At 70.3% G+C, this 12,181-nt stretch carries 10 protein-coding genes and 1 pseudogene; 4 read left to right on the forward strand and 7 right to left on the reverse strand.

All coding sequences use genetic code 11. The annotated features are described in order from the left end of the window. Together ABD224_RS15600 and ABD224_RS15605 are read right to left on the reverse strand one after the other, a co-directional pair. A pseudogene (locus ABD224_RS15600) lies at nucleotides 1–225 on the reverse strand (outer membrane protein assembly factor BamB family protein); the annotation flags it as partial. Nucleotides 226–454: 229 nt separating this feature from the next. Further along, nucleotides 455–2,320 carry an ABC-F family ATP-binding cassette domain-containing protein gene (locus tag ABD224_RS15605; protein WP_344050181.1) on the reverse strand — a complete coding sequence of 622 codons (1,866 nt, stop codon included), beginning with the start codon at nucleotides 2,318–2,320 and terminating at the stop codon, nucleotides 455–457. 159 nt (nucleotides 2,321–2,479) lie between these two features. Between ABD224_RS15605 and ABD224_RS15610 the strand changes: the two genes are divergently transcribed. Further along, entirely contained in the window at nucleotides 2,480–3,076 is a 597-nt protein-coding gene (locus ABD224_RS15610; RefSeq protein ID WP_344050182.1) for a Uma2 family endonuclease, read from the forward strand. Nucleotides 3,077–3,100: 24 nt separating this feature from the next. On the opposite strand, the gene ABD224_RS15615 is transcribed toward ABD224_RS15610, so the two are convergent. From ABD224_RS15615 to rsmI, 5 genes are all read right to left on the reverse strand, one after another. Next, on the reverse strand, nucleotides 3,101–3,994 hold the full coding sequence (locus ABD224_RS15615) for a 4-(cytidine 5'-diphospho)-2-C-methyl-D-erythritol kinase (RefSeq protein WP_344050183.1): 894 nt from the start codon (nucleotides 3,992–3,994) through the stop codon (nucleotides 3,101–3,103). Beyond that, entirely contained in the window at nucleotides 3,991–4,899 is a 909-nt protein-coding gene (gene rsmA, locus ABD224_RS15620) for a 16S rRNA (adenine(1518)-N(6)/adenine(1519)-N(6))-dimethyltransferase RsmA (protein WP_344050184.1), read from the reverse strand. Before rsmA ends, ABD224_RS15615 begins: the two co-directional genes overlap by 4 nt. 92 nt (nucleotides 4,900–4,991) lie before the next feature. Continuing rightward, nucleotides 4,992–6,287, reverse strand: coding sequence for a resuscitation-promoting factor (locus tag ABD224_RS15625; protein ID WP_344050185.1), 1,296 nt, complete (start codon nucleotides 6,285–6,287; stop codon nucleotides 4,992–4,994). A gap of 47 nt (nucleotides 6,288–6,334) precedes the next feature. Then, on the reverse strand, nucleotides 6,335–7,219 hold the full coding sequence (locus ABD224_RS15630) for a TatD family hydrolase (RefSeq protein WP_344050186.1): 885 nt from the start codon (nucleotides 7,217–7,219) through the stop codon (nucleotides 6,335–6,337). A 175-nt stretch (nucleotides 7,220–7,394) separates the two neighbouring features. Further along, a complete protein-coding gene (gene rsmI, locus ABD224_RS15635) occupies nucleotides 7,395–8,246 on the reverse strand; it encodes a 16S rRNA (cytidine(1402)-2'-O)-methyltransferase (protein ID WP_344050187.1) in 852 nt (283 codons plus the stop codon). Nucleotides 8,247–8,342: 96 nt separating this feature from the next. On the opposite strand from rsmI, the gene ABD224_RS15640 reads away from it, so the two are divergent. The 3 genes from ABD224_RS15640 to ABD224_RS15650 all read left to right on the forward strand — a co-directional run bounded on the left by ABD224_RS15640 (nucleotide 8,343) and on the right by ABD224_RS15650 (nucleotide 11,923). Further along, nucleotides 8,343–10,082, forward strand: coding sequence for a dolichyl-phosphate-mannose--protein mannosyltransferase (locus ABD224_RS15640; RefSeq protein ID WP_344050188.1), 1,740 nt, complete (start codon nucleotides 8,343–8,345; stop codon nucleotides 10,080–10,082). A 720-nt stretch (nucleotides 10,083–10,802) separates the two neighbouring features. Then, the gene (locus ABD224_RS15645; RefSeq protein ID WP_344050189.1) at nucleotides 10,803–11,459 is read left to right on the forward strand and encodes a hypothetical protein; all 657 of its coding nucleotides are present in this window, start codon (nucleotides 10,803–10,805) and stop codon (nucleotides 11,457–11,459) included. Nucleotides 11,460–11,470: 11 nt separating this feature from the next. Next, nucleotides 11,471–11,923 (forward strand): hypothetical protein, encoded by a 453-nt coding sequence (locus ABD224_RS15650; RefSeq protein WP_344050190.1) that lies wholly within the window; start codon nucleotides 11,471–11,473, stop codon nucleotides 11,921–11,923. The last annotated feature ends 258 nt before the right edge of the window (nucleotides 11,924–12,181 follow it).

Raw genomic sequence — 12,181 nt, forward strand, 5'->3', positions numbered from 1 at the left:
CGGGGTCTGCGGGGGCTGGGCCGGGGGCGGAGGCGTGTCCTGGCCCGAGCCCTGGCCCGGGTTCTGGGGGGCGCCGAAGCCGCCCTGGGCGGGCGGCGTCTGCGGAGGGGGCCCGAAGCCGCCGGCCGGCGGCTGCTGCGCGGCCTGCTGCTCCTGCGGCTGCTGCGGCTGGTCCTGCGGTGCTCCGAAGCCGCCCTGCGGCGGCTGGTTGGGCGGCTGGGTCATCAGCGCGTTCCCCCCTCGATCCACTGATTTCTCGCCATGCCCTGGGGCACGTGGCGGGCCCAGAGCCAGGTTCGGAAAGCTCTCAAACGTCTCCCTTCCTATCACCCGCCCATGACAGTCCACCGGCCCGCGCGGACCGCTGTTTCCAAGTGTTCCCAAGGGAGGACCGGCCTGTGACGCGCTTGTTATACGCCTCCACGCGCCCTTCACACGGCGCACGCGCCTGCGCTCATCCGCCCTGTACGTCTTCGGCGAGTTCCAGCCACCGCATCTCCAGTTCCTCCCGCTCGCCGGTCAGCGCGCGCAGCTCGGCGTCGAGTTCGGCCACCTTCGCGAAGTCGGTGGCGTGCTCGGCGATCTGGGCGTGCAGAACGGCCTCCTTCTCGGAGATGCGGTCCAGCTGCCGTTCGATCCGCTGCAATTCCTTCTTGGCGGCGCGCAGTTCGGCGGCGCTCTTCTCCGGCTTCCCCGTCTTCCCCGGCTTTCCCGGCTTTCCCGTCTTCTCCGTGCCGGCCTTCTCGGCGGCGGGTGCCGGGGCCAGGGCGGCGGCCGCCCGCTGTTCCATCCGCTGCCGCCGCTCCAGGTACTCGTCGATGCCGCGCGGGAGCATCCGCAGCGTGCCGTCGCCGAGGAGGGCGTACACGGTGTCGGTGGTGCGCTCGATGAAGAACCGGTCGTGGGAGATGACGACCATCGAGCCGGGCCAGCCGTCGAGAAGGTCCTCGAGCTGGGTGAGGGTCTCGATGTCGAGGTCGTTGGTGGGCTCGTCGAGGAAGAGGACGTTGGGCTCGTCCATGAGCAGGCGCAGCAGTTGCAGCCGGCGCCGCTCACCGCCGGACAGGTCGCCCACCGGCGTCCACTGCTTCTCCTTGGTGAAGCCGAACTTCTCGCACAGCTGTCCGGCGGTCATCTCCCGTCCCTTGCCGAGGTCGACGCGCTCACGCACCCGCTGCACGGACTCCAGGACCCGCCAGTCCGGGTCGAGTTCGGCGACCTCCTGGGAGAGATACGCCAGTTTCACGGTCTTCCCGACGACGATCCGCCCGTCGGCGGGCTGCTCCTCGCCCTGGGTCCGCACGGCCTCGGCCATGGCCCGCAGCAAGGAGGTCTTCCCGGCGCCGTTGACCCCGACGATGCCGACCCGGTCGCCCGGCCCGAGCTGCCAGGTGACGTGCTTGAGCAGCACCTTGGGCCCGGCCTGCACGGTGATGTCCTCGAGGTCGATGACCGTCTTCCCCAGCCGCGAGGAGGCGAACCTCATCAGCTCGCTGCTGTCCCGCGGCGGCGGCACGTCCTTGATCAGCTCGTTGGCGGCCTCGATGCGGAAGCGCGGCTTGGAGGTCCGGGCGGGGGCGCCGCGGCGCAGCCAGGCCAGCTCCTTGCGGATCAGGTTCTGCCGCTTGGCCTCCTCGGCGGCGGCGATGCGCTCGCGCTCGGCGCGGGCGAAGACGTAGTCGGAGTAGCCGCCCTCGTACTCGTGCACGGTCCCGCGCTGCACGTCCCACATGCGGGTGCACACCTGGTCCAGGAACCACCGGTCGTGGGTGACGCACACCAGTGCCGAGCGGCGGGCGTTCAGATGCCGGGCGAGCCAGGCGATGCCCTCGACGTCGAGGTGGTTGGTGGGCTCGTCGAGCACGATCAGGTCCTGCTCCTCGATGAGCAGCTTGGCCAGCGCGATGCGCCGCCGCTCACCGCCGGACAGCGGTCCGATGACGGTGTCCAGTCCCTGGGGGAAGCCGGGCAGGTCCAGCCCGCCGAACAGCCCGGTCAGAACGTCGCGGATCCTGGCGTCGCCCGCCCACTCGTGGTCGGCCAGGTCCCCGAGGACCTCGTGCCGCACGGTCGCCTCGGGGTCGAGCGAGTCGTGCTGCGTGAGCACCCCGAGCCGCAGTCCGCCCATGTGCGTGACCCGCCCGGTGTCGGCCTCCTCCAGCTTGGACAGCACCCGGATCAGCGTGGTCTTGCCGTCACCGTTGCGCCCGACGACCCCGATCCGGTCACCTTCGGACACGCCGAGCGAGACGCCGTCGAGCACGGCACGCGTGCCGTACACCTTGCTGACGTTCTCGACATTGACCAGATTGACGGCCATTTCACTCCTGTGCACGGGGTCGGTCGGTCGGCCTTCCAGCGTAGGACCTGCGCAGGCGGGGGTGACGCGCGAGGGGAGGGTCACCCCATGTGGTGATGTGAGGGGAAATGGGCCTTTACCGTGGGGACAGGCAGCAGGATCCCGTCCATGGGAGGAACCATGACCGCCGAGCCCGTAGAGCACCGCCACACCTGGCCGGTGCCGCCGCCGGACGGCTACACCGTGGACGACCTGTTCACCCTGCCGGATCTCCCGCCGCACACCGAACTGATCGACGGGAGTCTGGTTTTTGTGAGTCCGCAGCGCCGTTTCCACTCTCTTGTGATCGATGTGCTGGTCAGCGGGCTGCGCGGCTCTCTCGGACCGGAGTTCAGTGTCGAACGGGGGATGACCGTCGTCCTCGACAGCCGCAACGGCCCCGAACCCGACATCAGCGTGGTCCGGGCCGACGCGGTCACCGGACTGGATCAGACCAGCTTTCAGGCCAAGGACGTCCTGCTCGCGGTGGAGGTCGTCTCTCCGGACTCGGAATCCCGCGACCGTACGACCAAACCGCAGAAGTACGCCGCCGCGGGCATCCCCGACTTCTGGCGCGTCGAGCAGAACGGAACCACCGGCGGGCCCGTCGTGCACGTCTATGAACTCGACCCGCTCACGAGGTCCTACGTACACATGGGCATGCACCGCGACCGGATCAAGGTCGACAAGCCTTCCTCCCTCGACATCGACCTGACCACGATGGAAGGGCGCCCCTGACCCCTCAGGTCAGATCACCGTCGATCAGATCACCGTCGCCCCCGGCACCGGACCCGCCGCGGTCCGTACCGACCTGCACGTCCCCGACGTCTGCAGCGCCTTGGCCACCGCGGACGCCGACTCGGCGTCCTCCACCAGGAACGCCGTCGTCGGCCCCGAGCCGGAGACCAGTCCCGCCAGGGCCCCTGCCGCGCGGCCTGCCGCGAGCGTGTCCGCGAGGGAGGGGCGCAGGGACAGCGCGGCGGGCTGAAGGTCGTTGGAGAGAGTGTCCGCGAGCGCGTGGGCGTCGCCCTTCGCCAGGGCGGCCAGAAGGTCGTCGGAGGCGGTCGGCTCGGGGATGCTCACGCCCTCGGTGAGCCGGTCGAACTCGCGGAACACCGCCGGGGTGGACAGCCCGCCGTCGGCCATCGCGAACACCCAGTGGAAGGTGCCGCCGGCCTCCAGCGGCCTGAGCCTCTCCCCGCGTCCGGTGCCCAGCGCCACCCCGCCGACCAGGCTGAACGGCACGTCGCTGCCCAGCTCGGCGCAGAGATCGAGGAGTTCCTCACGCGAGGCGTTCGTGCCCCACAGCGCGTCGCAGGCCACCAGGGCGCCGGCGCCGTCCGCGCTGCCGCCCGCCATGCCGCCGGCGACTGGGATGTCCTTGGCGATGTGGATGTGCACAGCGGGGCTGCGGCCGTGGCGCTCGGCGAGGAGGAGCGCGGCACGGGCGGCGAGGTTCGTACGGTCCAGGGGGACCTGGCCGGCGTCCGGGCCCGCGCAGGTCACCCGCAGCTCGTCGGCCTCGGTGACCGTGACCTCGTCGTACAGGCCGACCGCGAGGAAGACGTTCGCCAGGTCGTGGAAGCCGTCGGGACGCGCGGCGCCCACGGCGAGCTGGACGTTGACCTTGGCCGGGACGCGGACGGTGACGCTCACTGGTTCCTGGGCTCCTCTTGTGGGGATGCGGGGGCCGTCCTCCGCGACGGTGCGGCCTCGGCGATCCGTGCGAACTCCTCCACGGTCAGCGACTCCCCCCTGGCCTGCGGCGACACCCCGGCGGCGATAAGTGCCGCCTCCGCTGCCGCCGCCGACCCGGCCCAGCCGGCGAGCGCGGCCCGCAGGGTCTTGCGGCGCTGGGCGAAGGCCGCGTCGACGACGGCGAAGACCTCGTCCTTGGTGACCGTGGTACTGACCGGCTCCGTGCGCCGGACCAGCGACACCAGTCCGCTGTCGACGTTCGGCGCCGGCCAGAAGACGGTGCGGCCGATGGCACCGGCCCGCTTGACCTCGGCGTACCAGCCCGCCTTGACCGACGGCACGCCGTACACCTTCGAGCCGGGCTCCGCCGCGAGCCGGTCGGCGACCTCCGCCTGCACCATGACGAGGGCGCGCTCGATGCTGGGGAAGGTGTCGAGCATGTGCAGCAGGACCGGGACGGCCACGTTGTAGGGGAGGTTCGCGACCAGCGCGGTGGGGGCCGGGCCCGGCAGCTCGGTGACGTGCAGGGCGTCGCGGTGGACCAGCGCGAAACGGCCGGCGCGGTCCGGCATGCGGGCGGCGATGGTCGCGGGCAGCGCGGCGGCGAGCACGTCGTCGATCTCGATGGCGGTGACGCGGTCGGCGACCTCCAGCAGGGCGAGGGTGAGGGAGCCGAGCCCCGGGCCGACCTCGACGACCACGTCCTCGGGGCGGACGTCGGCGGTGCGGACGATGCGGCGGACCGTGTTGGCGTCGATCACGAAGTTCTGGCCGCGCTGTTTGGTGGGGCGTACGCCCAGGGCTGCCGCCAGTTCGCGGATGTCGGCGGGGCCCAGGAGGGCGTCGGAGGTGGGGCTGGTCACGGCCATAAGGGTACGGGGCCGCGCGGTGGGGGTGCGCGGGCCCAGGTGCGGGCCGGGTGTGGACCGGGTGTGCGGGGCTGCCGGGTGTGCTGCTAGGTGTGCAGGCGGTCGCCGCAGTGGGGCCAGGGGCTCGTGCCCCGGCGCGTGTACAGCATCTTGGCCCGGTACGTCTGTTCCTCCGCCGACGCGTCCTGGGGGCGGCCCCTGCCGCCGAGCCGGTGCCAGGTCTCGGTGTCGAACTGGTAGAGGCCGCCGTAGGTCCCCGAGGGGTCCACCGCGTCCGGCCGGCCGCCGGACTCGCACTGGGCCAGGGCCTTCCAGTTCAGGTGGTCGGCGCCCCGCACGGACCGCGGGCGGGTCCGGGTGCCCACCTTCACGATCCGGGTGCGTGGCTCGCGCACGACCTCGGACGTCACCAGCCGCGGGCGCTGCCGCACGCCGTTGACGGTGCGCAGCACGTAGGTGACCCGGCGCACGCCTGGTTCCCCGGGCTGCTCGACGACCTCCGTCCCCGTGAACAGGGAGGGGTCGGGGATGCGCCGTACGGTGAAGGGGATCGGTTCCTCGCGGACCTCCCGGCTCCTGGTGATCCGCAGCACGGTGATCGTCTGCCCGTCGCGCGGGAAGCTGTCCGGCGGCACGGACGTGGTGTCCTGGCCCCGCAGCGTGACCCCGGCCGCCTCCACCGCCTCCCGTACGGTCGCCGCATGCGTGCGGACGGTGCGTGCCCGGCCGTCCGCCAGCACGGTCACCGAGCGCTCGGTGCGCACCTCGAGCGCGAGCCCCGCACGGCCGATGGGCCGGGAGCGCGGGACCGACACATAGGCGCCCTCCACGCGCACGCCCAGCTCCCGGAGCATCTCCTCCACCGTGCGTGCCGTCGTCCACACCTCGTGGGGGTAGCCGTCGAGCGTGAGCCGGACCGGCCGCCCGTGGCGCACGGCGATCTCGTCACCGTCGGTGAGCGGCGCGTCGGGGTCGGGCGCCACCACGTCGTGCGGTCCGAGCCGCACGCCCTCGTCGGCCAGCAGCCCGGACACGTCGTCGGCGAAGGTGTGCAGGGTGCGTCTGTGGCCGTCGACGTCGAGCTCGACCTCCTTGTCCTTGGCGACGAACGCCGTGGTCCCGCCCGCCAGGCACGCCACGATCAGCGCGCGCGGCAGCAGCCGGCGCACCCCCGCCTCCGGGCGCCGTCCGGTGTGCCGCGCCCTGCGCCGCCGGCCTCCTCCACCCCTCTGGCGGGGCAGCACCGGCGGGGCGGGCTCATGGGCGGCGGGCCGGCGGGGGCCGGGGTACGGCACCTCATGAGCTCCGTGCGGCGGCGTCAGGGCGTCGTGCGTCCGGTGGGGCTCGTGTGTCCCGAGGGGCTCGTACGGCGAGTTGTTCACGGTGCCAGAAGCTAGCGGAGGGATCGTCACCCTCCAAAGCGGCTCAGCTACTGTGCGTAGTCGAATGCCCGTGCCGTGTTCGCTGCCAGTGCCGCCGCCAGCGTGTCCTCGTCGATGCCCCGTACGGCGGCCATCGCACGCACCGTGACCGGAACGAGGTACGGCGCGTTGGGCCGTCCGCGGTACGGCACTGGGGTCAGGAAGGGCGCGTCGGTCTCCACGAGGACCAGCTCCAGCGGGGCGACGGCGAGGGCGTCCCGCAGGTTCTGGGCGTTCTTGAAGGTGACGTTGCCGGCGAAGGACATGTAGTAGCCCGCGCGGGCGCACACCTCGGCCATCTCCGCGTCCCCGGAGTAGCAGTGGAACACCGTCCGCTCGGGGGCGCCCTCCTCCTTGAGGATGCGCAGCACGTCGGCGTGGGCCTCGCGGTCGTGGATGACGAGGGTCTTGTTGTGCCGCTTGGCGATCTCGATGTGGGCGCGGAAGGACCGCTCCTGCGCCTCCTTGCCCTCGGGGCCGGTGCGGAAGTAGTCGAGCCCGGTCTCGCCGACGCCCTTGACCTGGGGCAGCGCGGCCAGCCGGTCGATCCCGGCCAGCGCCTCGTCCAGCGCCGCGTCCCCGCCCGGCTCGCGGGGTCCCTGCCGGGACCATCCGTCGGGGTCGCCGTGCACGATGCGCGGGGCCTCGTTCGGGTGCAGGGCGACCGCGGCGTGGACGCTCTCGTACGCCGCCGCCGTCTCGGCCGCCCACTGCGAGCTCTTGAGGTCGCAGCCGACCTGGACGACCGTCGTCACTCCCACGGAGGCGGCCTTGGCCAGGCCTTCCTCGACGGTGCCGGACTGCATGTCGAGGTGGGTGTGGGAGTCGGCGACCGGTGTCCGGAGCGGTTCCGGAAGCGGGGGCGCCGTGTTCTTGTCGGCGGTGGAAGGCATGCTCCGATCCTACGAACCCGGTGCATACGAACCCGGTGACAGGGGGATGCCGGGGAGACCGCCCCGTTCACTGCTCCCGCTGCTCCCCCGTCCGCCGCCCCGTGCGGCGCCCTTCTCGCGTCCCCCGCACCTCACCGCCTCCGCACGGCGCACGCGGCGCACCCGCTTGTGCGCCTCACGCCTCCTTCGCGTGCTTGGCGGCGACCACCGCGTCGAACACCTCCCGCTTGGGCACCCCGGCCTCGGCCGCGACCGCCGCGATGGCCTCCTTGCGCCGCTCGCCGGCCTCCTCGCGCGCCCGTACCCGCCGCACCAGCTCCTCGGCGCCGACCTCCCCGCCCCTTGTCTCGGGTGCCCCCTCGACCACGACGGTGATCTCGCCGCGCACCCCCTCGGCGGCCCAGGCGGCCAGCTCCCCGAGCCCGCCGCGCCGTACCTCCTCGTAGGTCTTGGTCAGTTCCCGGCACACGGCGGCCCGCCGCCGGTCGCCGAACACCTCGGCCATCGCGGCGAGCGTGTCGCCGAGCCGGTGCGGGGCCTCGAAGTAGACCAGCGTGCGCCGCTCGCCGGCGACCTCCCGCAGCCGGGACAGCCGCTCGCCCGCCTTGCGCGGCAGGAATCCCTCGAAGCAGAACCGGTCGACGGGCAGCCCGGACAGCGCGAGCGCGGTGAGCACGGCGGACGGCCCCGGTACGGCCGTCACCCGCACGTCCTTCTCGACGGCCGCCGCGACCAGCCGGTAGCCGGGGTCGGACACCGACGGCATGCCCGCGTCCGTCACCAGCAGCACGCGTGCGCCGCCGAGCAGTTCCTCGACCAGCTCCGGCGTACGGGCGGACTCGTTGCCCTCGAAGTACGACACGACGCGCCCCTTGGGGGTGACGCCGAGCGCCTGTGCGAGCCGGCGCAGGCGCCGGGTGTCCTCGGCGGCGACCACGTCCGCGCCGGCCAGTTCCTCGGCGAGCCGGGGCGGTGCGTCCTGGACGTCACCGATGGGAGTGCCCGCCAAAACCAGGGTTCCAGTCACATGCCCCATCCTCTCAAGCCCCCTGCAACACGGACGTATCCGGCCGGTACCGGCCATGAGCGGGACTCCCGCGGCATGGTTCCCTACGATGGCGCGGTGACCAGTACCGCGTCCTCCACGGACACCCGGCAGGCCCTGGCCCCGTACGACCAACAGCCGTCGTGGCAGCAGCGGCTGCGCCGCTTCGGCCATGCGGCGGGGCCCGCAAGCGACGTCCGCGACCGTCTGGTGCCGCCGTTCACCCGGCCCGGCCCACGCCTGTGGGCGGCCCTCGGCATCCCGCGCACGCTCGCCGACCGGATCGTCCGCTGGTCGGGCTGGGGCGGTCCCCTGCTGGTCACGCTGCTGGCGGGCGTCCTGCGGTTCTGGAACCTGGGCAGCCCGAAGGCGGTGATATTCGACGAGACGTACTACGCCAAGGACGCGTGGGCGATCGTCCACCGCGGCTTCGAGGTCTCCTGGGACAAGAACGTCAACAACCTGATCCTGAAGACCGGCGGCGACGTCCCCGTCCCCTCGCACGCGTCGTACGTCGTGCATCCGCCGATCGGCAAGTACGTGATCGGCCTGGGGGAGCTGGTCTTCGGGTTCAACCCGTTCGGCTGGCGGTTCATGACGGCCCTGCTCGGCACGCTGTCCGTGCTGATGCTGTGCCGGATCGGCCGGCGGCTGTTCCGCTCGACCTTCCTGGGCTGTCTGGCGGGCGCGCTCATGGCCGTGGACGGCCTGCACTTCGTGATGAGCCGGACCGCGCTGCTCGACGGCGTGCTGACGTTCTTCGTGCTGGCCGCCTTCGGCTGTCTGCTCATCGACCGCGACCGGGCCCGGGCGAAACTCGCCGCCGCGCTCCCGGCCGGCGCCGACGGCCGGGTCCGGCCCGACGCGCACACGGCCGAGACGACCCGTCTGGGCCCACGCCCGTGGCGCTGGGCGGCGGGCCTCATGCTGGGCCTGGCGTTCGCCACCAAGTGGAACGGCCTGTACATCATGGCCGCGTTCTGTGTGATGACCGTGCTGTGGGACGTCGGCTCCCGCAGGGTGGCCGGCGCCCGGCATCCGTACCTGGCGGTGCTGAAGCAGGACCTGGGCCTGGCGTTCCTGGCCACGGTCCCGGTCGCGCTCACCGTCTACCTGGTCTCCTGGATCGGCTGGATCCTCTCCCCCGCCGACGGCACCGGCGGCTACTTCCGCGACTGGGCGACGAAGGCCGGCCGCGGCGGCAACTGGACGTTCCTGCCGGACTGGCTGCGCAGCATGTGGCACTACGAGCACCAGGTCTACACGTTCCACGTCGGCCTGTCCTCACCGCACCCCTACCAGTCCAACCCGTGGAGCTGGCTCGTCAACGGCCGCCCGGTGTCGTACTTCTACGAGTCCCCCTCCCCCGGCAACGACGGCTGCCCGGCGGACACGGCCGACAAGTGCGCCCGCGAGGTCCTCGCCCTCGGCACCCCCCTGCTGTGGTGGGCGGCCTGCGCGGCGCTGGTGTACGTGCTGTGGCGGTGGTTCTTCCGCCGCGACTGGCGCGCGGGCGCCATCGCCTGCGGTGTGGCGGCCGGCTACCTGCCCTGGTTCCTGTACCAGCAGCGCACGATCTTCTTCTTCTACGCCATCGTCTTCCTGCCGTTCCTCTGCCTCGCGGTGGCGATGCTGATCGGCGCGATCATCGGCCCGCCCGGCTCCACGGAGACCCGCCGCGTCACGGGCGCGGCCGGCGCGGGGGTCCTGGTCCTGCTGATCGCCTGGAACTTCATCTACTTCTGGCCCCTGTACACCGGCATCCCCATCCCGATCGACGACTGGCGGGCACGGATGTGGCTGGATACGTGGGTTTAGCTGGACTGATGCACCGTGATGGCCCGGCCAGCCGGCCGGGCCATCACGGTCCTTGTTGGTCGTCAGTGATCGCTGTTGGCCACCCTCGGACGGCCCAGAGACGGCCCCGCTGCAGATTTACAGTCTTCTGCAAACAGCGCACTTATTCTCCGCACTGACCAGCGCGAATGGCGTTGGTCGGCCGCTTGAACCTCCAGGTCGTCCATATCTCGTCCAAGAAGCGGAGAGTCCGCACCAGTACTCGGCAGTGCGCAGGTAGGCCAGATGACTCATACGGGCTAAAGAGCTCGTACGAGAGAGTCAACTCTCGTCACTAGGTGTAACCTTGCCCCGGCGTGTGTCGTTTAGCGACCTCAATGCACACCAGGGGGACATTGGGTGGGGGAAGAGCTACTGCCGCGCAGCCATCAGTACAAGGTTGTGCGCGAAGCCCTTGAAGAAATCATGTCCGGCGGTGGCTGGTCACTGCACAAGGGCGGACATTGGGGCAGTCTCATCTGCGACGCCGGCTGCCACCGCATCCCCGTCAGCGGCACACCACGAGTCCCGGAGCGGCACGCTCGCGACCTGCTGCGGCAGGCGAGAACCTGTCCACTCCCTGATGACGATCCCCGAAGCAAAAAGCGATCTGTGGCTTGACATCGCGCTTAACGGCCCAGTACTGGGGTACGATGGCGTTGACAGCCGTCAACAGGTCCATCGACCAGAGGGGGAGCGCCGATGACGACCTACGCCCTCGGCTTTGAGGTGCAGCCGCCGTGCGACGTAGCCGCTGTCGAGGCAGCGTTCTACGATCACTTCGACGGAACAGTCGCTGATTCTTTCGGGCGCTTCCTCATCACCATGTATATGGACGGTCACGACAACGGAGTAAGTGCCGCCAAGCATGCGGCGATGGAGCTTCAGCGTAGGCTCGACGTCGTCGTCTGCCGCATGGATCGCGATCTGGTCGACGCCTCGGAGATCGCTCGCCGAACCGGCCGCAGCAGGGAAAGCATTCGTCAAATCATTCACGGTGAACGCCGCAAGGGGGAAGCATTCCCAACACCGCTGGGCGCCCCTAATGGGAAAAGAATCTGGGAATGGGGCGTCGTCAACGAATGGCTTCGCCGGAACATTCCGGGAATCGGCGATCCTGAGCACTATCTCAGCCGGGACGAAATGGCCATCGTAGACGCATGGCTTGTCCGATGGGGCACGATGCCGCGAGACCAGCATGTGCGCTCCGAGTTCTACGAGATCACAGCAGCGCAAATGGTGAGCACCGACTTTCAAAGCCGTAGAGGATCTCATCGCCCAAGTGTCGACTGGGTTTCCTACTGGAATGTGCGACGCCAGACGCAGACTGAATCGCTGGCTTCGCGAACTGCTGGTTGAGGCGGAACGCTATGCCCTTCGTTCTAGAGGTAACAGAAGATCAGCAGAAGCAGGCACACAGCGTGGCCAAACGAGCTCGCCTCTCAGGCATCAGAGTTCTTGAGGTGCACGCAAAGGTGCTCGACGCAGAAGCCGCCGACGAACTTCAACCCCTGGAAGAACTCGCGACGAAGCTTTCGGTGGGACGTTCGGAGGGCCGCCTGCTGTACCGCTTCGAGCACGATCTCACCATCAAGGGCTCAGGCGACAAAGACGCCCTGCAAATCGGCCTTCATGTGGGCGCCCTCTTCGACTTTCCGGAAGAGGGCACGCCAGATGGGGATGCAAGCGATGAAGAACTTGCCGCATTCGGGCGAACTACCGTACAAATGGCGGTTTACCCCTATGTGCGTGCAGCGGTTTCAGATCTGGCAGCCCGTTTGGGGTGTGGGCCTATCACGCTGGACCTCCTGGTCGTGCAATAGCTGTATGGGCGATGGAGCTTTCAACTAACCGTGATCACAGCCCCAAGATGACTCACAGGGGAAGTTCAGTTGGCGGGGCATCACGAGTGCGCTGGTCAGGCCGCTGACTCAGCTCCTCGGCAGCACTCCGTCCACTTCTGGCCCCTGTACACCGGCATCCCCATCCCGATCGACGACTGGCGGGCGCGGATGTGGCTGGATACGTGGGTGTGGGTCAGCCGGCCGATCTCTGTTCGGACAACATCCGGGAACAGGGCC

The sequence above is a fragment of the Streptomyces thermoalcalitolerans genome, from assembly GCF_039525155.1.
Classification (GTDB): domain Bacteria; phylum Actinomycetota; class Actinomycetes; order Streptomycetales; family Streptomycetaceae; genus Streptomyces; species Streptomyces thermovulgaris.